Annotated in this window: 23 protein-coding genes; 9 read left to right on the top strand and 14 right to left on the bottom strand. The window is 44.7% G+C overall.

What is annotated here, in order from left to right; translation table 11 throughout:
* Positions 1-109: 109 nt before the first annotated feature.
* The 5 genes from licT to ABTV53_RS20705 form a co-directional block, all read right to left on the bottom strand.
* Positions 110-961: a BglG family transcription antiterminator LicT gene (gene licT, locus ABTV53_RS20685; protein WP_036668684.1), complete on the bottom strand. Its 852-nt coding sequence runs from the start codon at positions 959-961 to the stop codon at positions 110-112.
* 232 nt (positions 962-1193) lie between these two features.
* Entirely contained in the window at positions 1194-2618 is a 1425-nt protein-coding gene (locus ABTV53_RS20690; protein ID WP_433745934.1) for a glycoside hydrolase family 1 protein, read from the bottom strand.
* Positions 2619-2667: 49 nt separating this feature from the next.
* A complete protein-coding gene (locus ABTV53_RS20695; RefSeq protein WP_433745936.1) occupies positions 2668-4350 on the bottom strand; it encodes an S-layer homology domain-containing protein in 1683 nt (560 codons plus the stop codon).
* A 154-nt stretch (positions 4351-4504) separates the two neighbouring features.
* Complete coding sequence (locus tag ABTV53_RS20700; protein WP_433745939.1) at positions 4505-5962, bottom strand: glycoside hydrolase family 1 protein; 1458 nt, start codon at positions 5960-5962, stop codon at positions 4505-4507.
* A gap of 291 nt (positions 5963-6253) precedes the next feature.
* Positions 6254-6547: a hypothetical protein gene (locus ABTV53_RS20705; RefSeq protein WP_433745941.1), complete on the bottom strand. Its 294-nt coding sequence runs from the start codon at positions 6545-6547 to the stop codon at positions 6254-6256.
* 147 nt (positions 6548-6694) lie between these two features.
* On the opposite strand from ABTV53_RS20705, the gene ABTV53_RS20710 reads away from it, so the two are divergent.
* The 3 genes from ABTV53_RS20710 (at position 6695) to ABTV53_RS20720 (ending at position 9438) form a co-directional block, all read left to right on the top strand.
* On the top strand, positions 6695-7759 hold the full coding sequence (locus ABTV53_RS20710; protein WP_433745944.1) for a suppressor of fused domain protein: 1065 nt from the start codon (positions 6695-6697) through the stop codon (positions 7757-7759).
* A 30-nt stretch (positions 7760-7789) separates the two neighbouring features.
* A complete protein-coding gene (locus ABTV53_RS20715) occupies positions 7790-8551 on the top strand; it encodes a LuxR C-terminal-related transcriptional regulator (protein ID WP_433745947.1) in 762 nt (253 codons plus the stop codon).
* A 107-nt stretch (positions 8552-8658) separates the two neighbouring features.
* A complete protein-coding gene (locus tag ABTV53_RS20720) occupies positions 8659-9438 on the top strand; it encodes a hypothetical protein (RefSeq protein ID WP_433745949.1) in 780 nt (259 codons plus the stop codon).
* Positions 9439-9548: 110 nt separating this feature from the next.
* Here the strand turns inward: ABTV53_RS20720 and ABTV53_RS20725 are convergent, their stop codons facing one another.
* A complete protein-coding gene (locus tag ABTV53_RS20725) occupies positions 9549-11300 on the bottom strand; it encodes an ABC transporter ATP-binding protein (protein WP_433745951.1) in 1752 nt (583 codons plus the stop codon).
* A gap of 121 nt (positions 11301-11421) precedes the next feature.
* Here ABTV53_RS20725 and ABTV53_RS20730 point away from each other — a divergent pair, with 121 nt between their 5' ends.
* The 3 genes from ABTV53_RS20730 to ABTV53_RS20740 all read left to right on the top strand — a co-directional run bounded on the left by ABTV53_RS20730 (position 11422) and on the right by ABTV53_RS20740 (position 16325).
* A complete protein-coding gene (locus tag ABTV53_RS20730) occupies positions 11422-12885 on the top strand; it encodes an ABC transporter permease (protein WP_433745953.1) in 1464 nt (487 codons plus the stop codon).
* Between the two features lie 36 nt (positions 12886-12921).
* Positions 12922-14433 carry an ABC transporter permease gene (locus ABTV53_RS20735; RefSeq protein ID WP_433745955.1) on the top strand — a complete coding sequence of 504 codons (1512 nt, stop codon included), beginning with the start codon at positions 12922-12924 and terminating at the stop codon, positions 14431-14433.
* Positions 14434-14504: 71 nt separating this feature from the next.
* Positions 14505-16325 carry an ABC transporter substrate-binding protein gene (locus ABTV53_RS20740; RefSeq protein ID WP_433745958.1) on the top strand — a complete coding sequence of 607 codons (1821 nt, stop codon included), beginning with the start codon at positions 14505-14507 and terminating at the stop codon, positions 16323-16325.
* A 57-nt stretch (positions 16326-16382) separates the two neighbouring features.
* On the opposite strand, the gene ABTV53_RS20745 is transcribed toward ABTV53_RS20740, so the two are convergent.
* From ABTV53_RS20745 to ABTV53_RS20755, 3 genes are all read right to left on the bottom strand, one after another.
* Positions 16383-17027: a sugar O-acetyltransferase gene (locus ABTV53_RS20745; RefSeq protein ID WP_433745960.1), complete on the bottom strand. Its 645-nt coding sequence runs from the start codon at positions 17025-17027 to the stop codon at positions 16383-16385.
* A gap of 58 nt (positions 17028-17085) precedes the next feature.
* Positions 17086-18093, bottom strand: coding sequence for an ROK family protein (locus ABTV53_RS20750; protein WP_433745962.1), 1008 nt, complete (start codon positions 18091-18093; stop codon positions 17086-17088).
* A gap of 502 nt (positions 18094-18595) precedes the next feature.
* Positions 18596-19051: a hypothetical protein gene (locus ABTV53_RS20755; RefSeq protein WP_433745965.1), complete on the bottom strand. Its 456-nt coding sequence runs from the start codon at positions 19049-19051 to the stop codon at positions 18596-18598.
* Positions 19052-19234: 183 nt separating this feature from the next.
* Between ABTV53_RS20755 and ABTV53_RS20760 the strand changes: the two genes are divergently transcribed.
* Positions 19235-19435 (top strand): hypothetical protein, encoded by a 201-nt coding sequence (locus tag ABTV53_RS20760; RefSeq protein WP_091034774.1) that lies wholly within the window; start codon positions 19235-19237, stop codon positions 19433-19435.
* 151 nt (positions 19436-19586) lie between these two features.
* Here the strand turns inward: ABTV53_RS20760 and ABTV53_RS20765 are convergent, their stop codons facing one another.
* Positions 19587-20324 carry a cyclase family protein gene (locus tag ABTV53_RS20765; protein WP_433745968.1) on the bottom strand — a complete coding sequence of 246 codons (738 nt, stop codon included), beginning with the start codon at positions 20322-20324 and terminating at the stop codon, positions 19587-19589.
* Between the two features lie 201 nt (positions 20325-20525).
* Here ABTV53_RS20765 and ABTV53_RS20770 point away from each other — a divergent pair, with 201 nt between their 5' ends.
* Positions 20526-21161, top strand: a complete 636-nt coding sequence (locus ABTV53_RS20770) for a type 1 glutamine amidotransferase family protein (protein WP_433754297.1) — start codon at positions 20526-20528, stop codon at positions 21159-21161.
* On the opposite strand, the gene ABTV53_RS20775 is transcribed toward ABTV53_RS20770, so the two are convergent.
* Positions 21145-22071: an NADP-dependent oxidoreductase gene (locus ABTV53_RS20775; protein ID WP_433745971.1), complete on the bottom strand. Its 927-nt coding sequence runs from the start codon at positions 22069-22071 to the stop codon at positions 21145-21147. The two genes, ABTV53_RS20770 and ABTV53_RS20775, sit on opposite strands and share 17 nt — an antisense overlap.
* 196 nt (positions 22072-22267) lie before the next feature.
* Here ABTV53_RS20775 and ABTV53_RS20780 point away from each other — a divergent pair, with 196 nt between their 5' ends.
* Positions 22268-23146, top strand: a complete 879-nt coding sequence (locus ABTV53_RS20780; RefSeq protein WP_433745974.1) for a PhzF family phenazine biosynthesis protein — start codon at positions 22268-22270, stop codon at positions 23144-23146.
* A gap of 69 nt (positions 23147-23215) precedes the next feature.
* On the opposite strand, the gene ABTV53_RS20785 is transcribed toward ABTV53_RS20780, so the two are convergent.
* The 3 genes from ABTV53_RS20785 to ABTV53_RS20795 form a co-directional block, all read right to left on the bottom strand.
* Entirely contained in the window at positions 23216-24163 is a 948-nt protein-coding gene (locus ABTV53_RS20785; RefSeq protein ID WP_433745976.1) for an alpha/beta hydrolase, read from the bottom strand.
* Between the two features lie 110 nt (positions 24164-24273).
* Positions 24274-24990 (bottom strand): expansin EXLX1 family cellulose-binding protein, encoded by a 717-nt coding sequence (locus ABTV53_RS20790; RefSeq protein WP_433745978.1) that lies wholly within the window; start codon positions 24988-24990, stop codon positions 24274-24276.
* A gap of 555 nt (positions 24991-25545) precedes the next feature.
* Positions 25546-26751, bottom strand: a complete 1206-nt coding sequence (locus ABTV53_RS20795; protein WP_433745980.1) for a cation:proton antiporter — start codon at positions 26749-26751, stop codon at positions 25546-25548.
* Position 26752 lies beyond the last annotated feature (1 nt).

Consider the following 26752-nt stretch of genomic DNA (forward strand, 5'->3'; position numbering starts at 1 on the left):
GTGTAATGAAGGTTAAAAAAAAACCTAAACACTGAATAATGACAAAGCAGAAAAGCTTATCATTATTCAACGTTTAGGTTTTGCCTTTTTAGCAGTAACAATCCCAATATTATTCAATTGTTTGTTCATTTCTGACAACTCGCTCAATATGAATGGTCAGATACAGTATTTCTTCCTTGGACAACACCCGATTATAGATCTTACGCGTATAGTCACTGATCCTTACTGCACATGCATGTGCTTCCGGATACTGCTTGCTCACCAAGTCATGAAGCGGATTATCTTCTTCTTTATCTTCAATCGCCGTTCCTTGCAACACACGTTGAGCAAAGAACTTCAGATGAGTTAAAAATCGATAATAACTCAATGAATCTTCATCAAGCTCAATCACAAAGCTACGTCTTACGATGTTAAGAATGTCCTTAACGATATTCGTAATGCTGATCGTTTCCCTCATCTCACCGTTCATCTGGGCATTAACCAGATGCATCGCTATGAATGCGCATTCGTCTTCGGGAAGCAGGACACCTAACGTTTCCTCAATAATCTGTAGCGCCTTGAGTCCAATGGCATATTCCTTCCGGTACATGCGCTTGATCTCCCAGAATAGAGCGTTACGGATCTGCAATCCTTGACGATGTCGATCAATGGCAAAATGAATATGATCCGTCAGTGAAATGTAGATGCTTTCATGCAGCTTCTCACCTAATACCGTCTCGGCATAACGGATAATCTCATCCGAGCACTCGACATATTCAACCGGGATATCAGACAGAAGCGTTTTGAGTTTCTGTGATACTTCCTTACTTTCAAGCGAGAATATTTTTTCGACGAGACTCTCGTCTATCGATTCACCAGTATGCTTTTTGAAGGCAATTCCACGTCCCATAACAACCAGTTCGTTTCCTCCCGGGTCAATTACGGTAACTACGTTGTTGTTCAGCACCTTCTCAATTTTCATTTCTTCACATCACCTTGCACCGTCAAAGTAGTAAAAGGCAAAACCGAAGCAGGTCACGAAACATGCCCCGCCTCTGGTTTTGCCTGATTGAACAGTAACAATCCAGTATTCATTAGCCTTAGGCCCATCTTACCATATAATTATTTATATGACAATGTTTTTGTGAAAGCGGTTAATGTGCGTTAATATGACATAAGAAGGTGCATAACAACCATGCCTGAAGAACTAGTATTTACTTAGTGTTACGTTTAAGACTTGCGCCATTCGTACCAATAACTTCTTTGTACCAGTGGAATGATTTTTTCTTGTAACGCTCCAATGTTCCTGAACCGTCATTGTTGCGATCAACATAGATGAAACCATAACGTTTCTTCATCTCTGCTGTTGAAGCACTTACTAGGTCAATACAGCCCCAGGACGTATAACCCATTACTTCCACGCCATCCTCAAGCGCTTCGCCCACTTGTACCAGGTGGTCATTCAAGTATTGAATACGGTAGTCATCATTCACCGTTTTATTGCCATTTTCGTCCGTGATCAGCTCATCTACTGCACCCAGACCATTTTCGACAATAAACAATGGTTTTTGATAACGGTCCCAGTATTTGTTCAAGGTTACGCGCAGTCCTTGCGGATCGATCTGCCAGCCCCACTCGCTCGCTTGGAGATAAGGGTTTTGTACACCTGCGAACAGGTTTCCTTTTCCTTCGATACGTTTCTCGGGATCACCTGTCTCACAGATACTTACATAATAACTGAACGAGATAAAGTCCACGGTATGCTTCAGAATTTCGGCATCGCCGTCTTCAAACTTGATATTGATATTATTTGCTTTGAAATAACGATTAATGTATTTCGGATAGTAACCACGTGCATGAATATCAGCAAAGATATCATTGCGTTGTTCAGCATGCATCGCTGCAACCACATCATCCGGATTCGGAGTCAGCGGATACGTAGGCATGCTGAGTACCATACAGCCGATTTTGGCTTCAGGCATAATTTCATGACCCAGTTTCACAGCCAGCGCACTTGCCACCAACTCATGGTGAATGGCTTGGTACAGGTCCTGTTTGGACAGTTCTGCTTTTGGCGTATAGATTCCGCCGCTCATGAAAGGCTCCTCCAGAATGGAGTTAATTTCGTTGAAGGTAAGCCAGTATTTTACTTTGCCTTTGAAGCGGTTGAACAACACCGTTACATAGCGCTCATAGAACTCGATCATTTTACGATTAACCCAGCCATCATATGTTTTGGACAAATGCAGCGGTGTCTCATAGTGAGAGATCGTTACGAGTGGTTCAATACCGTACTTATGGCACTCATCGAACAGGTCATCATAGAATTGCAGACCTTTCTCGTTTGGCTCCAATTCATCACCTTTAGGGAAGATACGAGACCACGCGATGGATGTACGGAACACTTTGAAGCCCATTTCAGCAAACAGTTTAACATCTTCTTTGTACCGGTTATAGAAATCGATACCGATCAGTTTCAAGTTATCTTCTGTAGGCGCTTCTGTCCTAGGCGTTGTTATCCCGTGTGGCATGACATCTTGAACAGACAGACCTTTACCATCTGTATTATAAGCTCCTTCAAGTTGGTTGGCTGCTACAGCGCCGCCCCATAGGAAGTCGTTCGGAAATGGTGTTGTCATGTCAATCATTCCTCTCATTATTCATCATTGTATCGGTTGGTTATAAAACTTAGTTCGTTGGCAATTGTTCCAATCGTTGCAGAATCAGCTCCAGCTGACTAGCTGTGATCGACTTCGATGAGCCAAATTGATCTTTGGACATACCGGACATGATACCCGCTTTGACACTATTCTGAACGGCATTATAAGCCCAATGCTTCTCATTCACATCTTTGAACGATGATACAGTTGATTCGCCAGCAGGATTCCAATCGCGACTCGACAGAATGTGATCTACAATCACTGCCATCTGTACACGAGTGACTTCCGACTCCGGAGCAAACACCTCTTTACTGATACCATTCATCAGCCCCGCATCAGTCACGGATACGATGGCCTGACGAGCCCATTCAGGAGCAGAATCTGTGTAAGGGTAGGTGAATTCAGATACTTCAGAAAGATTTAACTTACCGGCAAGCACCAGGGCGATCTGCGCTCTTGTCACAGGCTCCGTCGGTTTTGTTCCATGCCCTGTATTACCTCCATCCTGTTCCCCTGCAGCAGTTTTGCTTCGTTGGAAGAGGTCAGCAAGTACTACTTTGTTATCAAAAGCCGGCACCCATGACCAATGCTTCATGGCGCCATACAGCCTTTGGTTATCCATGTATGCATCGTCATACAGCGTCATATTGACATGCTGGGCACCAAGCTCAGTCAAAGCCTGATAAGCCAATGAGCTTGTCCGGCTGTCCGTTGTCGGGTCATTTTTGGCATGCATAATCCATATTGGGACATCCACAATATCTTTCAGTTCTTTTTTGAATGCTTCTACAGATCCAGTGTAATCCGCAACCGTATCCTTGGCCGCCACAATAATCGCTCCGGCAAACAGATCGGGATATTGTGTCAGAAAACGGAATGCACCACCACCGCCACTGGAAACACCAGACAGATAGATCCGATTCGGATCAACTTCACCTTCAGCAACCAGCTTCTGAATCAACTCATACTGCGCCACAAAGTATGCCTGCATCTGAGCCAATTGCTCCGGGTTATCATAGATTTTGAAGCTGTAATTCTCAGGATACTGTACGGCCAGTACGGAAGTATCATACCCTGATTCCGTCCAGACTACTGCGCCACGATTCGCGGTAAGATGACTCCGTCCATCCGTGCCCACTTCTCCACCACCATGGAGCCATACCATGAGCGGTTTTGGCTCTTCAGAAGGGCTTCGTTTCAGTTGATAGGACAAGCTCGCACCATTACTACCTGTAAATTGTCCTTTTTCGAATTCATCGACTGTTCGCGTCTTCACCTGACTCACACTTTCCTCATTAAAAGAAAGCTCCGGATATGTCTTACTTGTTACTGCGAATTGTGATTTCATGCCTCCCGGATACTTGAAAGGCTTCACGGTCATATGGATGGTATGATCCTGAATCGTCAATTTTATCCCGTCATCTTGATAATCGTTTTGTACGATTTCTTCCGCTTCATTTAAAGGGTAACCATCATAATTGCCTGTAATATCGAAGTCAGAAGCGTTTAGATTCTGATATTTTTCAGGATTAGCAACCGTAATGTCAAAGGACTCGACCATCTCTCCCGGATTACCAACATAGGTATTAGCCTGGATTCGAATAACCTGTATACTTTCCGCACCAACGGTTTCTGGCCAGATTACACTCAGGCTCAAAGTCAGTGCCAGCATCCATCCCATATTTCTAGTGTTCATATTCCATCTTCTCAAAGGATATCCCCTCCAATGTAATGTCGTACACCACATGGAAAAGCGGACAATCTCCAACGAAAAGGGCCATCAGGAAATCAGATTCTTTCCATGCCGACTTTTGTGTTAGGTTTTGCCCGCTTTTTATGCGGTAACAATCCTTGTAACGGGAAAATTACAGCTGCTCACCATTGCTGGAGATTACATTTTTGTACCAGTCGAACGAATCTTTCTTGGAGCGTTTGAGTGTTCCGTTTCCTTCGTCATCCAGATCCACGTAGATGAATCCATAACGTTTGGACATTTCGGAAGTGGACATGCTCACCAGGTCAATCGGGCCCCATGCTGTGAATCCAATCAGATCCACGCCATCTTTGATGGCTTCTTTCATTTGTTCGATGTGTTTTTTCAGGTAATCCACACGATAGGAGTCATGGATCGAACCGTCTTCTTCAACTTTATCATAGGCACCCAAACCATTTTCTACGATGAACAATGGTTTCTGATAACGATCCCAGAAGTTGTTCAGGGTTACGCGCAGACCGATCGGATCGATCTCCCAGCCCCAATCGGACGCTTCCAGATAAGGGTTTTTCACGCCCCCAGTCAGGTTACCTGCTGTTTCTTCCTTGTCTGCAGATGCAGATTTGGTTACGGACATGTAGTAGCTGAAGGAGATGAAATCAACTGTATTGTTCAGCAAGATTTCATCATCGCCTGCTTCTTTTTGAATGACAATGTTATTCTCTTCAAAATAACGAGCCATGTAGTTCGGGTACTTACCACGAGCATGCATGTCCGTAAAGAAGAGGTTAATCTGATTCTCGTGTTGTGCCAGACGAACATCTACCGGATTACATGTTGCTGCATAGGTTTCCATACGCGCAAGCATACAACCCACTTGGGAACCAGGGATAATCTCGTGTGCAAGCTTCGTTACCAATGCGCTTGCTACAAATTGATGATGCAGCGCTTGATATGTTGTTTGCAACTTGTTGTCCACTTTATCGATCAGAATACCGCCGCCAGTGTACGGGCTGAACAGCATAACGTTAATTTCATTAAACGTCAGCCAGTATTTCACTTTATTTTTATAACGGTTAAACACCGTTTCTGCGTAACGAACGTAGTGCTGGATTACTTCACGACCAGCCCAGCCGTTATATTTTTGCGTCAAGCCAAGCGGTGTCTCATAGTGAGACAATGTAACAAGCGGCTCAATGCCATATTTCAATAATTCGTCGAATACTTCATCGTAGAATTTCAAGCCTGCTTCATTTGGCTCTTGATCATAACCGTTCGGGAAAATACGTGCCCAGTGAATGGACAAACGGAATACTTTGAAGCCCATTTCAGCGAACAATGCAATATCTTCTCTAAAGTGATGATAGAAATCAATACCAAAACGTTTCGGGAAACGTTCTTCGATTTTGCCGGAGAGGATCTCTTCAATTCGGGAAGAGGAAATTTCCATGGCATGTCCGCCTGTACGCTTCTCTTTGGGAACATGAGCGATCATGTCCGCTGTAGAGAGGCCTTTGCCGTCCTTATCGAATGCACCCTCCAATTGATTGGCAGCTGTAGCGCCGCCCCATAGGAAGTTTTCGGGGAATCCTTTTTTTGCCGTGGTCATGAACAACAACCTCTTTTCGAAATTTATTTTGGTTTTTCCAGGTAACGAACTGTAATTAAGAGCAGAAAACAAGAAAAACCTAAACTCAAGGTAAAATAGCACCAAAAAAAAGGGGCCTTCATTTCACCATCAGTTTAGGTTTTGCCTGTCTTCACAGTTACAATCCATCAAAAGATGTTATTGCGTATTCTGTTGTGTTTGCTCTTGTAATGTAAGCGTAACATATCTATTTTGCAAAATCAACTTCACTGGATCATATGATCGTTCGCCACAATCTCACCCTCGGAAAAATTAACGTGGCATACGCATAATAGCTGCCCTTAATGCCTGCGCTCCTTCCTTGGTTTCCAGGTAAGTAGCAGGACTTTGGTCCCCTAGAGCAGGGATATCTTTCACTATCCATTTAAAAGTATATTCCCCCATTTCACACAAAAGCACCCGACTTATATCCTCGGGAATCCCTTGTAATCGGGCACGTTCTACCCACGCAGGGTCCAACTTTTGTCCAAGTTCTTCAAACAGTTCGAAAAATGAATCCCAGCTTGCCTGATTAAACTCGCTTATATACATACCTTTCATACTCATGTAACTTCACTCCCCATATCGCCATTTGTAACCCTGTGGTCCTATATCACACAATTCATCCTTAAGCCGCTTGAAACCACTTCTGTAACAGGTAGACTTAATTTTAAATGTTTTTCGGGGGAAAGAACAGTCAAGGAGGATTCAATAATGACTCACGAAGAAAATACATCCGGTTGGGATGCGATTGACAAAGCTATTGAAGAACTGTACGGAGAACAGGAGCCGAAGCATTATGGCACCTCCATTCCTTATATGCTCGGAGGTCCCGATCCACTTGATGGCATTAGCGTTTATGAGGTGAACACACCTATGTCTCACTGGCATTTTGTTACCTACGGTTTCTCTGAATTATATGAAAAAGAGATGCAGGATGCATCCAAGAGCGGGTATGGTTTTGAACTGACATTTCGTCTTACACGCAGTGAAGAAGAAACTGAACCGCCAGCCTGGGCGCTAAATCTGCTTCAAAATGTAGGACGTTACGTATTCAACAGCGGAAATATCTTTCAGCCAGGAGATTATATGGACGCTAATGGCCCCATCTGTCTGGAGTCCGATACTTTGCTGACTGCTCTCTCGTTTATTGAAGACCCGGATCTACCCGCGATCTCTACGCCTAATGGTTCAGTGCAATTTATTCAGATGATTGGCATCACAGGTCGGGAACTGGAAATGATTCAAAGCTGGAATGCTCGTGGCTTTCTGTCTGCCTCCTCCATGTTCATGCCCAAATATGTGACGGATCTGATGAGAAATTCATACGCAGATATTCCTTCGGTTATCCAAGCGGTCGAGCATGGAATCGAACAGGACGGGTCCAGCACAGCGTTTTTATTCATACAACAACTGGGCTGGGAGTCCCCTCGCAAAAAATGGCTGCAAAAAACAGTTCCGGCCAAACTCCAGCTTGGAGCCAAACAAGCCGTATTAGTTGGTACCATCCTTCGTAGCCGAATTTCGAAAGGTGTTTCTCTATCCTTGATCGGACCTGATACTAATATTCTGTTCGAAGCAGGAGAACAGCCGGCCGTATTGGAATCGGACAGACAAGTTACCCTGACGGTGAACAAACAAATTGTTGAGGAACTGGCAGAGAACCTGCGTCCGGTTGAAGGAACATTCGAGATACCTTCATTGGATCATATACTCGTTCAGATTGTTAAAACAGAAATCAAGGATCAGGAAGGACACGTCATTCAAACGATTGGGTGAGAACATACTGTCCAGCAAGGAGGAAACAACATGCCTGCCATTACATTTGCCACACGGCACGAAGAGTCCACGACTTGCTCGCATGCAGCAGGAACGGCCCCGTTCGATTATATACCAAAATCCAGTCTGGATAGGCTTCGTAAAATCAATCATTTTCTGATTCATGCATTCCAGGACAGCATCTCGGTTATCCAAGAGAATTTAACGGGCACTTATCTTTTTCTACTCACAGATACCAACGGTGTGCTCCTCTCCATGAATTACAGTTCAGATCTTAAAGCTGTAGTAGAAGATTCCCCCATTCGTCCGGGCATGTTCTTCACTGCACAGAGCTGTGGTGTAAACGCCATATCAGAAACGATGGACAACAATAAGCCTGTACTGTTGCTGCCCGAGCAGCATGAAAGTCCCTATTTCCAAAGCTGGCATTGCTACGCCTCCCCCCTTTCCATGGGATCGCAGCATTGCGGTTATTTCGATGTGTCCACCATTAACGCGGATATGCAGGGCGAGCTGATTGCTATTGCCAAATTGATTCCTGCATATATGCAGAACAGTTACCAGAGTCAAAAGGCTGCTGAACCTTGTGAGAAACCAACGGTGGAGTTCACCAAGCGTCAGTTAACCATTCTGGAAATGATAGCGGAAGGTCTCACCGTGAAAGCCATTGCTTTGCAATTAAAAATCAAGGAATGCACCGTGAATCATCACAAAAAAGTGATTTTCAACAAATTAGGTGTGCAATCCAGTACGGAAGCTGTTTCAATTGCCAGCCGATTGTCTTATTTATAAAGGACCCCTATAGATTCCTATAGGTAGTAAATGAGAACGTTTGTGCTACAATTTAGGAAACAGGCAAGATGTAAAGAGAGAAAACACACACATTTCAGGAGGGTAATATGACAATTCCAAAGAAAGCTTCTTTATTCGCAATGCTCATTATGATTATGCTGGTTGCAGCCGCTTGCGGTGACAAGGCAGATAACACTGCAGCAACAAAAGAGCCTGCCGCGACAGAAACAACAACTGGCACTGATTCAGAAACAGCAAATACGGAAGAAACTGATAACACAGAACCAGCAAGTGAAGAAGCGAAGGAAACCGAGAACTCCCAAGACGTTGAGCTGGGGACTACGGAAAAAGGCTCTTATACCAACGACTACTTTGGCGTATCTCTGAAGTTCCCGGAAGCTTGGGAGTTCCAGGATGCTGCAGGCATGAATGAACTGACAAGTGCCTCATCCGAAGCGATTGCTGGTGATGATGAAACGAAGAAAAAACAAATTGAACTGTCTCAGACCAAAACATTGAATCTGCTTATGGCTTCAAAGTACCCATTGGATGGAGGTCAAGTTGGACCTTCCGCTATGGCGATTGCTGAGAAAGTGAGCTTGCTGCAAGGCATCCGTACAGGTAAAGACTACCTGGAAGCAACCAAAAAATTCATGGTGGATAGCCAGTTCCCTTACGATTATAAGGAAATGACAACGGAAACGATCGGTGGTAAAGAGATGGATCTGATGCAAATCACGATGGATGCAGGTGACGGTTCAACCATTACTCAAGATTACTATAGTACGATTATTGAAGGATATGCTTTCAACTTCATCTTCACTTACATGGATGATAAGACCAAAGCCGAGATTGATAACATTAAGAAATCGGTTCAATTCAAATAATCAATTTTAACTGCCATTATAGAAAAACATAAAACTCAACCCCGATAATGATCTGTGGAGATCAATGTCGGGGTTCTTTTGTAGTTAAAACAGACTCTATATTGCACTTACTAGCCGGATATGGCAACCCAATGTCCTTCCGTAACTTCTACCCATCGGGAATGTTCCAGATTATAACGGTCCTCTACTTCCACATTTTCTCTGGCTGCTTCTTTGACAACATGTCTCTTTTTCTTGGCTTCGATCGCCGGATCAGGCACAGGAATAGCTGATAGCAAGGCCTTGGTATAGGCATGTTGCGGGTTGGAATACAGTTCTTCACTCTCGGCCAGCTCCACAATTTTTCCGTTATACATGACAGCCACTCGATCACTGATATGTTTAACCATGGACAAGTCATGCGCGATGAACAGATACGTCAATCCGAGTCGCTGTTGCAACTCTTCAAGCAGTTGTACTATTTGAGCCTGTATCGATACATCCAGTGCAGATAGCGGTTCGTCACATACAATGAATTCAGGCTCCACAGCCAGAGCTCGCGCTATACCGATCCGTTGTCGCTGTCCGCCTGAGAATTCATGTGGATAACGCTGCGCATGGGTGGGATCAAGACCCACCATCTCCAGCAGCTCCTCCACCCGCTTCTCCCGCTGAGCGGCATTGCCCGCAAGTTGATGAATATCAAGCGCTTCTCCGATAATGTCCATAATCCTCATTTTGGGATTCAGAGATGCATAGGGGTCCTGGAAAATAATCTGCATATGTCTGCGCATCGTTTTCATCTCCCAAGCAGACAGACGATTAAGCGGAACTCCCTTAAACAAAACATCCCCACCTGTTGGCTCATGCAATCGCAGAATGGCGCGTCCCGTGGTCGATTTTCCACTGCCGGATTCCCCTACAACACCGAGTGTCTCTCCTTGCCGGATATGGAAACTGATATCATTCACAGCCTTTAAGGTGTTCCCTTTGCCCAGATTAAAGTGTTGTTTGAGCGATTTTACCTCCAGCAACGGCTGGTCATCTTTCAGATCTCTCGGGACCAATGATACCGGTTTGGGCTTTTTCTTCTGATCCAGTCGTGGCAATGCATTCAGAAGCCTGATTGTATACGGGTGTTTGGGATTGGCAAAAATCTCTGTCGTCGTCCCGGTTTCCACAATCTGCCCTTCTTTCATCACAACAACCCGATCACACATGCCTGCTACTACGCCCAAATCATGGGTAATCAGGATAATCGATGTGCCCAATTGATCCTGCATGTCTTTCATCAAATTAAGAATCTGTGCCTGTATAGTAACGTCCAGTGCGGTTGTCGGTTCATCGGCAATGAGTAATTCAGGACGACAAGCGAGTGCAATACCGATCATAACCCGCTGACGCATGCCTCCGGAGAATTCGTGTGGATACTGGTTGTAGCGTATTTCGCTGCGAGTTATTCCTACCCGTTCCATCATGGCAATCGCCTGTTTCTTCGCTTCCCTTTTGGACACCTTCTGGTGTTTGATCAGACTCTCGGAGATCTGTTTCCCCACTTTAATGGTCGGATTAAGAGAACTCATCGGATCTTGAAAGATCATACCAATATCACGCCCACGGATGCTCTCCATCTCTTTCTGTGTCTTATTCGCCAGATCGACCCCTTTGAACAGAATCTCTCCATTCTTCATCTGCGAAGGTGGGGAGGCAAGCAGCCTCATAATGGAACGTGCGGTTACACTCTTTCCACTACCCGATTCTCCTACAATGCCCAGCGTCTCGCCTTTGCGCACTTCAAAACTCACTTCTCGCACTGCCTGAAACTCACTCTCTCCGGAGTGAAAAGAGACAGATAGATCATTAACTTTCAGTAAAGGTTCCATGTGATCACCAGCTCTCATCCATTTTTCACATACACATATGTATACAATTATTACCTTGACAATTGTTTAGACCCTAAATAATATATACTATATCAATCGGAATAATGCAATTTAAACCTGAATGAAAGGAGGTACGTTTGGTTTGATTTTTGCAGAAGGAAGCAGAATCTCACGGTTGGTAGACAATTTAAGTTTTATTTATGGCAAAATGCTGCTTCATCCTTCCTACCGATATGTTCTGTTCATTCTTGGATTACCGATCAATCTGGTCGTGTTTCTAATATGGCGTTCGAATCGAAAAAATGACGGCTGGGTAGCTGTCAGGCAGGCGGCTGAGCAAGAATTGCTCGCTTCTTCCTACCGGAACAAGCTGAGGTTGGAAGTGGAAGAGCAACTGCGTCGCAAACATCGTTTTTTCCAGCAGCAGGTCAGTGAGGGAGAATTCAAGCGTCAGACCGAGAATTGGTTGGAAGAAAGTGTTCAGACAGCATTGAAGGAGCGGACATCTCGTATACTTCAGGAACAAGGAAATCAACGTCTTACAATGGCAGATACGTTCCACTCACTGATCGGTAAACCATGGTTTTTGACGATATCCATTATCCCAGGCTGTCTGATGTATGGCATCCTTTTTTTGTATGGCAATCCTTATCTAAAGTACATATTTGAAAGAATACTCATGACGGTATTTGTCATTCTGGGCGTAGCCACACTCGTATTTACGATTTTGTATCTGTCTCCGTTCAACCCGGCAGCTAACATTCTGGGAGAGACTGCGACGCAGGAACAGATTGCAGCATTTAATCAAGTCTATGGCTTGGATCAGCCTTATCTTACACAGCTCTGGAACAATATCAAGGGAGTCGCCTTCTTCGATCTTGGCAAGTCATTTGCAGGAAATGAAGACGTAACCTCAACAATTGCAAGGAAGTTTCCAATTACCTTGACGCTGGCGGTCATCTCCCTGCTGTTAGCACTCGTCATTGCATTGCCCATTGGTATCATCTCTGCTATTAAGCCTAATTCGTGGTTCGACTATACCTTCATGTTTATTGCTCTGATTGGTCTATCGATCCCGAATTTCTGGCAAGGACTTATTTTCATTCTGAACTTCTCGATCAAAATGCAGTGGCTTCCTGCCACCTTCAACCCGCAGAACTGGCTGTCGATCATTATGCCAACCATTGTGCTGGGTACGGGACTGACGGCTGCAGTGGCTCGGATGACCCGGTCTTCTACACTTGAAATCATTCATGAGGATTATGTGATGACCGCCCGTGCCAAAGGATTAAGCGAACGCCAAGTCATGCTGAAACACGCAGTACGCAATGCATTGATTCCCATTGTAACTGTCGTTGGACTTCAATTCGGAGCCATGTTGGGTGGGGCAGCAGTAACGGAGAAAGTGTTCAATATCAGCGGTCTCGGCAGTTACATTGTGGATAAGCAATTCATTCCCGATATTCCGAGTATCATGGGCGGAGTAATCTACACTGCCATTACGATCTCCATTATCAATGTAGCGGTTGATCTGCTCTATGCTTTTATTGATCCAAGAGTACGCTCCAAGATGAAACAATATTAAAGTGTGTGTTGAACTACCTCTTAAAGCAGGTGTACTATGACAAACTCGTCCTTAACACAAGAAATGCGTTTCCGGCTTAAGTCTTCTCGCGAATACAGTCAGGCAAGCTTCGCTTGGGTCACATCCCTTCTCTTGACTGCATTGTTCCTGTTCAACAGTTATGACTGGAGTGACCAGACGTTCAAACCATTTCTGCTAACGATCCTTGGGATTTACTTATTTTTCACACTGGTTCAAACGGTCATCACGTTTCGGATTCGAAAAGACTTGATTCGCACCGGTACCGTCTCTGCTCTGACTCGAAGGCTGGCCTCGGTTCAGCTGCTTGCTATCATTTCAGGCAATATATTTATCGTAACGGCAGCCTTTCATCTGATTCGAAAATCCAGAAACGTGGAGTATACCTTTGCGGTATACATGCTGTTAACCCAGCTGTTCGTGATCGGTGTATCTACGTTAAATATCTTCAAACCTTATGTGGCTGACAACTTTCTGCCAGCCATGGCGGTGCTGATATTTATTCTGGTCATCTACTTGGTTGTGCTGATTATCGTATCCCGATATAACGCGACCTCGATCCTTCCTCGCTGGATGATCGGTGTCAGTGTAGTGCTGATGCTGACCTCGATCACAGGTAATGTATTTGCACTATTGCTCGGCATTTCCATCATTGGACGCATTCGCAGACAGGGGAAACAAAAATCAAACTTCTGGAATGATCTGTGGGAGCGCCTTGCTCCGAATATGACTGCAATGTCCGGTTTGTTTTTTATCATATTTCTGTTCTCGATATCCATCTGCAGTTTCTTTACCTTTGACTACAGCATGGCTGTGGAAAATAACTATTCCGCTCTGCTTCAATCCCCTTCCCTGGCGTATCCCTTGGGAACGGATGACTTCGGACGATGTTTATTTTCCCGGATTGTATTCGGTGCACGGATCTCCTTGATCGTAGGTTGCATGTCGACGATCATTCCCGTGTTGATCGGTGGAGTCCTCGGAGCGCTCTCCGGCTTCTACGGCAGGCATACGGATAATATCATCATGCGTCTGCTTGATATTCTCTATGCGATTCCGGGAATTCTGCTCGCCATTGCGATTATTGCAGCGTTCGGAGCCAACACCGTCAATCTTATTCTGGCGCTTAGTCTGGGTTCCATTCCAACGTACGCCCGTACGATGAGAGCCAGTGTACTCTATGTATCTACTTTTGAATTTGTTGAAGCTGCGCGTGCACTGGGGTACAACAATCGTACGATTATATTCAAACACATTATTCCCAACTCCCTTGCGCCCATGATTATCAAATCTACACTCACGATTGGCGGAGCTGTTATTGCTACCAGCAGTCTGAGTTATCTGGGACTCGGCGTGGAGCCGCATATTCCGGAATGGGGTAACATTCTGAAGCTGGGCAGCACATACCTGGAGACTCACTCTTATCTGGCCATTTATCCAGGCTTGGCTATCATTTTGCTGGTTCTTTCGTTTAACTTCCTCGGAGACGGTCTGCGTGATGCGCTTGATCCCAAACTGGAGAAGGCCTAAATGATTGGTTGAAATGAAGAAAATATATAAAAATTCACACATCACACATTCTAGATATGGAGGGTAATCCCATGAAAAAACGGACACTGATCTCATTGCTATTAATTCTCGTCATTGTGATTTCCGGCTGCAGTGTAAAAACGAAAACCGAATCCCAGGCGGAGACCGCACCAGCGGACACCACAGAAACTGCACAAAAACCGGCAGACATTGAGCTGCTCGCCATGAGTTCTTCCGAAAATGATGTAAACATTGTCCGCGACCAGCTGACCAAAAACGGCTTCAATGTGAAGCTGAACCTGCAACCGGATTACGGTAGCTTCAAATCCCAGCAGGACGCAGGAAATTATGACATTGCCTTGTCCAGCTGGACTACGGTAACGGGAAATCCCGATTATGCGGTACGTTCCCTTTTCAAAACAGGTGGAGACTACAGTATCCTCGCAGATGGGGAGATTGATAAGCTCATTGATCAGGCCGCTACCCAGACACCAGACGAATACAAGGAAACCTATAAACAATTGGAAGATCGCTTGGTAACCGATCAGGCTTATATCGCTCCTTTGTACATTTCCCTGAAAAGTCAGGCTGTGAACAAAGACATTCTGAATGTCGACACGGTTCGTCTCTCCAAATCCCGCGCGATGGCTTGGGAACCAATTGAGTTCAAGGACAGCTCCAAAAATGCCAAAGATCCGTTGATTCTGACGCAAAGCGCATCCGTACTGACTTCCCTTGATCCGATCAAAGGAAATGACGGTTCCATCAACCAGTTGAATACAAATATGTATGTACGTCTTGTTAACCTCACAGATGATGATCAGCTGACAGCAGAAGGGTCACTGTCTCATAATTTCAGCATTGCTGAGGGTAATTCAGACTACTACTTCATTCTCAGAGACGATATCAACTTTGCGAAGATTGATAACAAAAAAGCTGTAGATACAGGAGAACGTGTCGGCGCAGATGATGTGATCTTCTCCCTGGATCGTGCCAAAAACAAAGATTCCGTTCCGGATCACCGGACATACAGTCTGCATGAACACATCAAAGAAGCTGAGGTTGTAACAGATCTGAGTGCATTGCAATCGGTTAAACAATCCAGCGGTAACGGCACAATCCTCGAAGCATTGGAACAAGGACTGGGCAGCAAAATTACAGAACTCGTAACTGACAAAACCAAAGCAGATAATAGCGCAGGTAAATATCAGGTCGTTAAACTGACCACAACGGAACCTTTCCCACAAGTACTGAACTACCTGGCTCACCAATCTGCCGGGATTGTATCCAAAAAACAGGTGGAGAGCATCAACACATATGATGTAACTTCCTTTGACGTCAACAAAGATATTCCTTACGGTGATCAGAACACGGTAACTGAAGGCGCAGCATACAATAACACCCTCTATACTAGCGGGCCTTATATTTTGTCTTATAAAAATGACTATGAAGCTGTATTCTTGCAAAATCCGGGATACCGCAAAGGCACGGAATATGCACCGAAAATTGCTCAGGTCAATGTCCGATTCATCGCGGATGCAGACAGCGCCCTCTCTGCTCTTCGCAGCAGTGAAATTCACTTATACTACGGCGTACCTGAGACCAAGTATGACATCATCGAAAATGACAGCAAGCTGAAACTGCAAAGCATTCCAAGCAACGCCGTTTCTTATCTCCTGTTTAACACGGCCAACCGTGATGTTGCCAAGAGCAGCGACCTGAGAAAAGCCGTTCTGCACTCCATTAATCAGGATGAGATTTTAAGTTTCTACAAGAACAACAAACTCAAAGCTTACTCCACAGTAAGCCCACTCGTTCAGACCGGAAATGAATTGAAAGCTGATCCGGCAAAAGTAAAAGAATTCTTGAGCAACTATCACGCCTCCAAGTAAACGGTTAATAAAAAGGCTGTCACTGGATCATCTCAATCGATCCTGGTGACAGCTTTTTTACTCTTCAAGCACGCTGCAATCTGCCAAAATATCGGGGTAATTTCGCATGCTGTCGGCTTCAGTAATTTTGCGAATCACCTTACACGGAACGCCTGCGGCAAAGGAATGGGGTGGAATATCACGAGTCACGACACTCCCTGCTCCAATGACACATCCATCTCCAATTGTAACTCCCCCGCACACGGTGACGTTCGCCGAGATCCAAACATCGTTACCAATCGTGACCGGTTTGGCATAACACAGCGACTTCACATCACCCTTCTGATCCACCATCTGTCTCCGCTCACTGGCAATCATGGGATGAATGGGGGTAACAATCGTAACGTTGGGACCAAAACTGGTATAGTCCCCGATCGTCACATGTGCATCATCTTGTATGGTCAGATTGTAATTACCGAAGAAGTGATCGCCTATCCGGGTATGCACACCATAATGAAAGAAGATGGGGCCTTGCATAAATCCGCCTTCACCGATCTGCCCCAGTAGCTGTTGCAATATCTCCTTCCTTTCCTCCGTCTGTTCTTCGAAGGTATGACTGTAACGCTGACTGAGATTATGAGCCCGCCTTTTGATGGTCTTTAATTCCGGATCACTTGGGCTAAACAAGATGCCCTTCATCATTCTCTCTTCTTCACGCATCATGAATCCTCCTCAACAAGAGTTAGCTTATGCAATAAAACTGCTGACACTACCTGTTGGGTTATAGGGCTTCGGATAGAATGCTTGATTTCAATGCCTGAAGAACCATTCCCCGTAACCCAGCATCAAAATCATACTGGAACGAGTCCTGATGTACAATCTCTGGCAATGACGGCATGGGATGCTGCTCCCCATATTGTTTCCACCCCAAATCCAGCTCTTCTCTATCCACACGTTCCTGATAAATGACAATCTGGTGCGGGGCAACGACAGCATTGATCGTTTGCAGAATATGACATACCTGCACTACAAATTCATCTTTGCTTATGTCACGTTTCCAATCTGGTGAATAAGGAAGATACTTAATCTCACCAAACATGCCGTTTTTCCCGCGGATCATCTGTCCATTCAACATCATGCCCATACCTGGCGGATATCGGTTCGGAAAATAAATTCCTGCTACACTCTGTTCCTTCATATCTGCATGCTGTGTACAGTACCCGCTAATCGCTGCATTCACATCATTCTCCACGAGAACGTTCAGTCGGAACTCGCTCTCGATCTCCCGTATCAGATGTGAATGGATAAGCTCTTCATGACTGCTCACCGTAATGTCCCCATCGACGGCTTGTCCCGGGATACCGATGCCAATCATATCAATGGAGGGATACTCGGCAACGAAACGAGCGATAAGTTGCAGCACATGCTGTTTATCAAAAGCAGGCAAAATGCTCTCTTCCTTCAGCACAACCTTATTCTCCAGATTCATGACCGTTGCTGCAATCAACTCCTGGCCTTTCATCTCTTTGATGTAAAGAACCAAAGCAAGCTTAAAGTTATAATTATATCGATATGTCTGAGCAGGACGACCGCCGTTAGAGGGAACCACTTTATCCTGGAACAACTCTCCACCAGCACATAATTCCTGGATCAGCGCATTAATGGTAACAACACTAAGATTGGTGAGTGAAGCTAATTGCGGTTTGGTCGCCGTCTCGATTTGCTGCATGACTTCACGCACATTATTCAAATTGATGTATTTCATCATTGTAGCATTGGCTTTTTTCATAACCCTCTCGTTTCTACTTTGGTTCAATGGAGCCAAAGCAATGGTATGGATGTCATTTCACTCCATATCATAGCACAACGCACTACCTTACTCGAACTCACGAGTTCCTTCGTGCTCGCCAATAATCGGAATCGCCAAAGTTGCTCTGTTCACTCAAACAAATCATCCATCGATTTCACAGGTTTTACTTCAATCGGCTGTTTAGACAAGACCATACTAGCATAGGTACCAGCCCAAATTATAATCGCCATAATAACGTATACCATCCATGCACACCTCCCTGTTCCTGCAGATTTATGATTTTGCGATATTCATCACATGTACTTATTTTCTTTATTAATAAATACACTTTATAAAGTATATTACGTAAGTATGCGAGGATATTACTTCTTTGTCAATATGAATACAACAACATATATTATCTCGATGCCCATAACAAACAGCTGCCGACAGAATCATTCAACGATTCTTTTGGCAGCTGTTTGTTCGACATGGGAGCAATTTATTTCGAATATGTTCGCTGTACAGCAGGCAATAAGGTCACCACTTGAATACCCACTCCCCATGCAAAATAGACCAAGTGAATAATAGAGACATCCTGGATCCAGTACACCTGCGCCATAATCCAGATGATGAGAGCAAAGCCCGTATATAAGGAAAAAGTCCAAGCCCAGTAGCGGTCAGGATAGAGATTAAGTCTCTCACCCAGCTTCCAATGAGTGTAGCGGATGAGCGCAATGGAAATCATGGCAGGCATTACACCAAGAACAAGCAATAGGATGATCCCCGGGAACAAAAAACTGGCAAACGGTGAATTCTGCAACAAAGATTCGGGCAAATTTACCATACTTCCAGTTGGGTCGATGATTAATATGCTTCCTCCAACGATCGCCCCAATCCCCAGCATTGCATGCATCAAAATGAGTAACCACGATCTGCCTTCACGCTGCTTCATCATGAATCGCTCCTTCCGTTCTCTCAATTTTCAACCTTGTAGTACCTACCATTCTCACACATGCCGTGCATTGTTCCTGTGCTTCTTTTCACTATATTGGTCTCGAAAATATTCGTAATGGAAAAACTTGATAAAAGAACGTACGTTCGGTATAATGGGATTATCCTGAATAAGCGAGAGGCAGATATGGACGACAAATTTATTAAGGAATTACGCGAGATTAGTCGGGATGACAGACGAAGATCGGAATTTATGATTCAAGGATTGAAGGAAACACTGCAAGAACGCAAAGAAGAAGGCTTACTCAAGCGCTGGATACGGCGTAAGAAAACAGAGAAAAAAATCTCTCAAAGATTTAATCAAGATCCTCACTCGGATCAAAAGTAACAACATAAAAAGGAGGCGGAATACGCCTCCCTTGCTATTTACATATGTAAATCAGTTAATTTAGTTAGTAGCTGATTGATCTATTAGTGCGCGTTCAAAACAATCGGTTTCAGTACCGAGAAGATGGAACGAAGCTTCGATCTACCCTGTTTTACGGCAAAATGGCAAAAGATCGAACTGGAAAGCCGGATGCTTTCTCCGCCTTCGCCACAATGTTGAAGATTACTGCGCCTTTAGCTGGCACCTGATCCAGGTTTGTTAACAACTCAACTTGATATGTATCCTGGGCAAGTACATAATATTCTGCCAGAAGTGCTCCATTCTTCTGATAATCCACGGCCGAATCTGTATCAAAGGTTTCATGGCCAATGGCCTTTATTTTTCTTTCCTCAAACAAAAACATGAGCGCACTAACCGACCAACCGGGTGCATGACTGTTGCCCTCATCATCCTTGTTATCAAATGCTTCATGATTAGGCCACCGTTTGCTCCAATCTGTACGTAAGGCTACAAAGCTTCCAGCTTCAATCACGCCATGCTCTCTTTCAAATTCAAGAATATGCTCCACATCCAGTGTGAAATCCGGATTGTTCTCTACTTCGGTGGACTGGTCAATGACCACAAGTGGCAATACAAGCTCCTTCAAGCCCAACTCATCCAGATACCGGGTATCCCGAACGAAGTGAATCGGTGCATCGAGATGTGTCCCGTATTGACCGGGAAATTTGAAGCTCTGGGCAAAGAAACCTTGCTTGTGATCAAACAATGTATCGAATTGTGCTGCTTCAAAAGCTGAAAAATGTGGAGATTCCGGTCCAAATGTATGGGTCAGATCCACCCACTTCTTTTCTTTTAACAACTGAATAGCTTGAATGAGTTCGTTGGACATCCTAATCACCTCATGCACAGAATGGAATAAATTTCTCCCATTATATCTTATTCCACCACAATTGGGGAGCAGTCCCGTTCTTGGTTCATAGGACTGCTAATTTTCAAATTTAAAAACTTCACTGACCGTAGATGTCAGTGAAGTTTTTTTATAATACAAGAGTAATCCATTCAATTATGAATAACAAAAGGAGTGTGCATGATGCAAACAAAGAACGTATATCTATATGTATTTGATACGATGTCAGACTGGGAGGTAGGGTATCTAACTGCTGAATTGAACTCGGGAAGGTATTTCAGAAAAGAGATCGAGCCTTTGCAGGTGGTAACGGTCGGCCTAGATAAACATCCGGTAACTACCATGGGCGGATTAAACATTCTTCCTCATATTTCTATGGATGAATGTGCATTGAAAAGTAACGATGTCATCATTCTTCCAGGAGGAAACACCTGGATGGACACCATCCATGATCCTCTATTGAAAAAAGTTGCTTCCTCTATAGAAAAGGGTACGGTTATTGCGGCGATTTGCGGTGCGACAGTTGCACTTGCAAAAATAGGGATACTGGATTCCAGACAGCATACAAGCAATGATTTAGAATACCTGAAGATGGTATGCCCCGATTATACCGGAGAAACATATTATCAAACGGAGCCAGCAGTAACCGATGGAAATATAGTTACTGCATCTGGAATAGCTCCGTTAGAATTTACGATGCATGTGTTGAAGCTGTTGAATGTCTTTGCACCAGAAACATTACAGGCGTGGTTCAATCTGTATCAGACTCATGAGTCCAAATACTTCTACCAGTTAATGAATTCTATTGCACCTGAATAACCAGTTTCCCGCGGGTATGATGGGTTTCACTCTTCTCATGTGCTTCCCGTACTCCCTGTTGAGTTAGCGGGTACGTTCCATCAATAATCGATTTGAGCTTGCCTTCCGCAGCCAGTTCAGCCAGCTGATCCAGTTGATCCCCTTTGGGCTCCATCATGAAGACGTTGGCCGTTACTCCGGCTTCCTTGGCAAGCTTCTCATCCGGTTGTTCCACCAAGGATACCAGATGCCCGCCAGACTTTAACACCTTGAAGCTATCGCGCTGAATATCACCGCCCATAGTGTCCAGTACAACATCATAACCGGAGAGAACCTCCGAGAAATCTTCTTTTTTATAGTTGATAAAATGATCCACACCCAACGAGCGAAGCAACGCTTCGTTTGATTCACTTGCCGTGGAAGCCACTTCAGCGCCTAGGGACTTGGCGATCTGAATTGCATATGTTCCCACACCACCTGCACCAGCATGAATGAGTACCTTCTGCCCTTTGCCTAAACGTCCATGATCCACAAGGGCTTGCCAAGCCGTCATCGCAGCCAGCGGGATCGCTGCCGCTTCCTCGAAACTCAGTTGCTCCGGTATACGGGCAATAATATCCGCATCAACAGCAACATATTCTGCATAAGTTCCGAATTGACGCGGACGCGCAAATACCCGATCACCTTCTCTGAACCGCGTGACATTTGAACCTGCTTCAGCCACAATACCCGCAACATCGCCGCCCAGAATCAACGGAAAATTCTCCGCTGCTTCTTTCATATCACCTTGTCTGATTTTGAAGTCTACCGGATTCACCGACGTGGCATGTGTTCGGATTAACACCTGATTCACTCCACATGCTGGCTTGGCTACTTCCTGTTCCTTCAATTGTTCCGCTCCACCAAATTTCTCAATCACAATTGCTTTCATTAGAAATCCCAGCCTTTCCATTGATTATCGTTATACTCTCTCTCCCTTCATTACCCTTTCCCAGCAATCACTTGACCTATTCATTCAAAATTCACAGCAATCTGGGATTCACAAGCCCGTTCAACAATCGTGATATAATGTCCATTATCGACTACGTTAAATCTTAACCCAATAACTGAACAAGCGAGGTAACACGATGGAAGTAGAAGTAAGTACATTACATTCATTTTCGGACAAGGCTCATGGCGGAAACCCCGCAGGTGTTGTTTTACAAGCAGCGCATTTGTCTGAAACCCAGATGCAGGAGATTGCCAGACAAGTCGGTTTTTCAGAGACTGCATTTGTTATGCCCTCGGATCAGGCTGATTTCAAAGTGCGTTATTTCACCCCAAGTGATGAAGTCGATCTATGTGGACATGCCACAATTGCTTTATTTTATCTAATGAAGACACAGCAGCTCGTTAATGTTGGTACATATACACTGGAGACACTGGCCGGAATTCTTAAAGTTGATATCGAAGTCAATGGAGAAGTCTATCTGTCTCAGACGTTGCCGGAGTTTGGGGAGATCGTGGATCGACAGCAGATTGCCGATTCGTTACGTATTTCTATGGAGGATTTGCATTCCGAACTACCTGTACAGATTGTGTCTACCGGGCTACCCGATATCATGATAGCCGTTAAAGATATTGATGTTCTAACCAAAATCGACCCTGACTTCCAGCGTATCACTGAAATATGCAAGGCTCATCATACCGTAGGTTATCATGTGTTTACACTCGAATCAGATGCTGAGGACGTTCTGGCAGAATGCCGTAATTTTGCACCGCTTTATGATATACCGGAAGAGAGCGCAACGGGCACATCCAATGGTGCAATGCTCTGTTATTTATCCCAATACAACCAGCTTACAGATCCTCATCTTCACACGTACACGATCAGACAAGGGTATACCATGAACCGCCCCTCCGAGATCCGAGCCAGATTAACTTTGGACAGCTCTAATGAAATCACACAGATTCAGGTTGGCGGTAGCGCAGTTCATATCGAAAACATTCAAATACACCTCCCTTAGTGGGAGGTGTTTTACGTACTTAGGATATGTAAACGATCTTATGCGAAGCAGTGTAGTAGCCTGTGGTCATCATTGAATTTGTTGTAAAAATCGTAGTACCGCCGCCTCCAACTGTTTCAGTCCTGGCTGCTCAATAGGAAAATGGCCTGCCCCTTCCAAGATCACGCATTCCTTATCCACCACCAGACGATCAAAAAAAGATTGGCTGAACCTGATCGGTGTCATGGGGTCCAGTTCAGGGTGAACCAGCAGGACCGGACACTGGTTGAACTGTTCCGGGCTTACCTCCGGTTTTTTATTAAAAAATGTTCTTAATAATTCCAACGGAATACGTGTAGCTGCCGCTTGTCGATCAGCCATAATAAGCCGGGTTAAGTCCTTGTTATTAGTAATCAGTTGCATTCGGGATACCTGTTTGACCGAAATACGTACATCATCCAGCAGACCAGGGAACAGATCCATCATACGTTTTCCCGCCCGGCTCACCAGACGATTCGGCGCAAGCTGGTCGCGCATTTCCTGATTACTCGTATCTACAAATGTAGTTGCGATCAAACCCTTAACGTGCTTGCTGCGTGCACTGGTATGATAGGCAAGCATACCTCCGATGCTGCTTCCCAGTACAATGATTGGCTTGCCATCTTTCTCGAATTCCCGTTCAATAACTGACACAAGTAGCTCTATCCATAGTTCATAGTTGATACGTGTACCAGACATGGCGTAACTTAACCCATACGGCGGAAGATCTGGCGATACCACCTCGTATCCATGTCGCTGTAGCATTCGGGCATACGGAGCGAGCAACCTGCCATTGCCTCCCGCACCATGAATGAACAGAATTTTGATTGGAGACTCTGGCGCAGGTAAGCGATCGATATGCAGATGAACCCCATTCAACTCCCACCATTCTTCTTCTGGAGCTGTATCATCATCCAGCCTCACTTCTTTCGGGAAAAAGGCCTGATACTGTTTCCAATAGGGATGTGTTGACTGATATGAAGGCAAACTTTTTTTCATACGGTTGATTCTCCTCTTTTCGTGTACCCAAAAAAGCCGTACAAAGTACGACTTTTCGTTAAGAATACGTCAATGAACATACTTCTTTTTATAACACCTTCTTATATCTGTCAATCTGGAAACTGGACATTGCCCGGTACGATGTACGCACCACCCGATCCATCATTAGGCAGAGCCGGGATCGTGTCATTTAATACCTGACCGCGAATATCGGTCATACGAATGTTTAGTTTTTCTTTGCCCAGTCCAGTTCCGAGGAAATGATTATAGTCCTGCTTTTCAAGATTGAGCCACGTACCATCCTTCTGTTTCACTTCAAACTTCAGTACCGGATATTTGTGATTGCGAACCTGAATGGCTGCCCACCACTGACTGCTGCCTTCCTTGATCCGATAGGAGACGTTGCCTTGGATGGGGGCTTTGACCACTTTCCAGCTGATATTGATTTTTCCTGCCTTTGGGTCACCAATCAGGTTAAAGGCATTTGGGGAGAGATCGAGCGCTCCACTGGCACCCTCTGGATAGAGGTCTGTTACATAGACGGTTGTTTTGCCTTTCGGACCTTGGACTTCAAGGTAGGCTCCCGCTAGTGCAGCTTTGACACCGTTATAATTGAGCTGGAACGGATTAAGTGCGGTAATCTTCATGTCCGCCGGGATGGGATCAAGCAACACGGCACCTCCCGAGTAACCTGAGCCCGTATACGTCGCATAACCCTGATATGTATCATTCCATGCAGCAGATGCAGGTAGAGCAAATAATACGAGACTGAGCAAAATTCCTGTACTGGCCCATTTTAACCGTTGAAATCTACTTTTCTTGTTCATGAGCTATTCCTCCTCGTCATTCTACCTTCTGTTACACTGAAACATAAGTTGAACAAAAGAATATTTACACTTGCCACTCCGATGATAGAATAACCTTCCGATCACTGTTATCCCCAGATTTTTTGATTCAATTTTGCAAAGGTGAAAATCTGTTGATAAAGGCGAAGTACATGCTTACGAAGTAGCTTTCTTCCAGAAAGCTTTTAGCTCCGCTTCTTCAGGTCTCTTCTGTCCTCTACGTTCTCGTGTAAAATATCTATTCAACTGCTAGATTTAAATATAACATTATTTTACATAATAACTGTTTATTTTCAATCCCTATCTACCAAATCACATCTATAGTCCTGCCCGTGGACTTGAACATTCATGACCACGCACAAGATATGGATACATACCATAATTTGGTGAAATTGATATAATAACAAGCCTGTATTGGATGGGTTCCCAGTAATAAAAAAACGCCACACCCCGGAGTAATTTCGCTCTCCGAATGGTGTGACGCCTATTAAACACTACGATCAGAATACCCGATCTGTTCAAGGACAGTCATTTGACTCAACCCGTTTCCCTTCGTTTCATCCGCTTCCTTAGACGCTCATACTGTGCGTAGATCCGCGGAGATTCTTTTGTCAGAATAGGTCCCAGCACAGCCAGAATTAACACATACAACACGGCAAACGATTGGATGGATACCATCAGCCCTCCGGCCTTGCCGATGTTCGCCATAATAATGGAGAATTCGCCCCGGGAGACCAGGGTAAAGCCCACATTCAACGAGGCCTTAGGGCTCATTCCAGCCAATCTGCCAGCGATCATACCTGCACCATAGTTACTGGCGATCGTCAGAATAACAGCAATAATCGTCATCCCAATAGCTCCGCCAAGTGAAGCCGGCTCGATGGTCAGGCCAAAACTGAAGAAGAAAATCGCACCAAAAAAATCTTTGAATGGCATAATCTGATGTTCAATCCGACTCACATGCCTTGATTCGCCCAGTACAAGCCCCATCATCAACGCTCCAATAGCTTCCGCTACATGTAGTGTCTCCGAGAAACCAGCCACCAGGAAGAGCAGTGTCATGACGGTAAGCAGGAACAACTCTGATGACTTGATATTCAGTGCCTTATCAATATATTTGATGCTTTTCCTGCCAATAATCAGGAACAGCACAATAAACAGCAGGGCAGACAGCGATACCAGTAGAACACTTAAGAATGAAGTTGCCCCGCTGAGCACAAGCCCAGTCAGGATGGAGATATGAATCGCGATGAACAAGTCATCGAACATGATCATGCCCATGATAATCTCTGTTTCAGGGTTTGCCGTGCGTTTCAGATCAACCAGCACTTTAGCTACAATGGCTGTAGAAGAGCTGGTCATGATCCCGCAGACAACAAGTGTCTCCTGAAGGGGCAGATCCATGAACCACCCCAACAACAATCCAGAGACAAAATTCAGACCAACATAGAACATGCCCCCGGTCAGAATGGCTTTACCAGACTTTAATAAACGGGAGACCGAGAACTCCAAACCCAGATAAAATAACAAAAACAAAATGCCAAGCCTGCCCATAAATTCAATAAAGGTCGAACTTTCGATAAAACGTAAATCCACTATGCCGATCTGTGGTGCATGTGGTCCAACAGCCATACCAATCAGGATATAGAACGGAATGACCGAAAATCGTAATCGTGAAGATATCAGCCCAGTAAGTGTAATCAGCGCAACGGCAATTCCCACTTCGAATATGAGCATATCCATA

The organism is Paenibacillus amylolyticus (assembly GCF_050990605.1).
In the GTDB taxonomy this organism is placed as follows: domain Bacteria; phylum Bacillota; class Bacilli; order Paenibacillales; family Paenibacillaceae; genus Paenibacillus; species Paenibacillus amylolyticus_H.

What these genes read in the sequence shown, in the direction of transcription:
- ABTV53_RS20790 (WP_433745978.1), bottom strand. Translation starts at nt 24,990, where the DNA reads ATGAACAAGAAAAGTAGATTTCAACGGTTAAAATGGGCCAGTACAGGA.
- ABTV53_RS20690 (WP_433745934.1), bottom strand. Translation starts at nt 2,618, where the DNA reads ATGACAACACCATTTCCGAACGACTTCCTATGGGGCGGCGCTGTAGCA.
- ABTV53_RS20705 (WP_433745941.1), bottom strand. Translation starts at nt 6,547, where the DNA reads ATGAGTATGAAAGGTATGTATATAAGCGAGTTTAATCAGGCAAGCTGG.
- ABTV53_RS20770 (WP_433754297.1), top strand. Translation starts at nt 20,526, where the DNA reads ATGCAAACAAAGAACGTATATCTATATGTATTTGATACGATGTCAGAC.
- licT (WP_036668684.1), bottom strand. Translation starts at nt 961, where the DNA reads ATGAAAATTGAGAAGGTGCTGAACAACAACGTAGTTACCGTAATTGAC.
- ABTV53_RS20745 (WP_433745960.1), bottom strand. Translation starts at nt 17,027, where the DNA reads ATGATGCGTGAAGAAGAGAGAATGATGAAGGGCATCTTGTTTAGCCCA.
- ABTV53_RS20710 (WP_433745944.1), top strand. Translation starts at nt 6,695, where the DNA reads ATGACTCACGAAGAAAATACATCCGGTTGGGATGCGATTGACAAAGCT.
- ABTV53_RS20775 (WP_433745971.1), bottom strand. Translation starts at nt 22,071, where the DNA reads ATGAAAGCAATTGTGATTGAGAAATTTGGTGGAGCGGAACAATTGAAG.
- ABTV53_RS20730 (WP_433745953.1), top strand. Translation starts at nt 11,422, where the DNA reads ATGAAAGGAGGTACGTTTGGTTTGATTTTTGCAGAAGGAAGCAGAATC.
- ABTV53_RS20795 (WP_433745980.1), bottom strand. Translation starts at nt 26,751, where the DNA reads ATGGATATGCTCATATTCGAAGTGGGAATTGCCGTTGCGCTGATTACA.
- ABTV53_RS20700 (WP_433745939.1), bottom strand. Translation starts at nt 5,962, where the DNA reads ATGACCACGGCAAAAAAAGGATTCCCCGAAAACTTCCTATGGGGCGGC.
- ABTV53_RS20755 (WP_433745965.1), bottom strand. Translation starts at nt 19,051, where the DNA reads ATGATGAAGCAGCGTGAAGGCAGATCGTGGTTACTCATTTTGATGCAT.
- ABTV53_RS20735 (WP_433745955.1), top strand. Translation starts at nt 12,922, where the DNA reads ATGACAAACTCGTCCTTAACACAAGAAATGCGTTTCCGGCTTAAGTCT.
- ABTV53_RS20750 (WP_433745962.1), bottom strand. Translation starts at nt 18,093, where the DNA reads ATGAAAAAAGCCAATGCTACAATGATGAAATACATCAATTTGAATAAT.
- ABTV53_RS20780 (WP_433745974.1), top strand. Translation starts at nt 22,268, where the DNA reads ATGGAAGTAGAAGTAAGTACATTACATTCATTTTCGGACAAGGCTCAT.
- ABTV53_RS20725 (WP_433745951.1), bottom strand. Translation starts at nt 11,300, where the DNA reads ATGGAACCTTTACTGAAAGTTAATGATCTATCTGTCTCTTTTCACTCC.
- ABTV53_RS20760 (WP_091034774.1), top strand. Translation starts at nt 19,235, where the DNA reads ATGGACGACAAATTTATTAAGGAATTACGCGAGATTAGTCGGGATGAC.
- ABTV53_RS20720 (WP_433745949.1), top strand. Translation starts at nt 8,659, where the DNA reads ATGACAATTCCAAAGAAAGCTTCTTTATTCGCAATGCTCATTATGATT.
- ABTV53_RS20785 (WP_433745976.1), bottom strand. Translation starts at nt 24,163, where the DNA reads ATGAAAAAAAGTTTGCCTTCATATCAGTCAACACATCCCTATTGGAAA.
- ABTV53_RS20740 (WP_433745958.1), top strand. Translation starts at nt 14,505, where the DNA reads ATGAAAAAACGGACACTGATCTCATTGCTATTAATTCTCGTCATTGTG.
- ABTV53_RS20765 (WP_433745968.1), bottom strand. Translation starts at nt 20,324, where the DNA reads ATGTCCAACGAACTCATTCAAGCTATTCAGTTGTTAAAAGAAAAGAAG.
- ABTV53_RS20715 (WP_433745947.1), top strand. Translation starts at nt 7,790, where the DNA reads ATGCCTGCCATTACATTTGCCACACGGCACGAAGAGTCCACGACTTGC.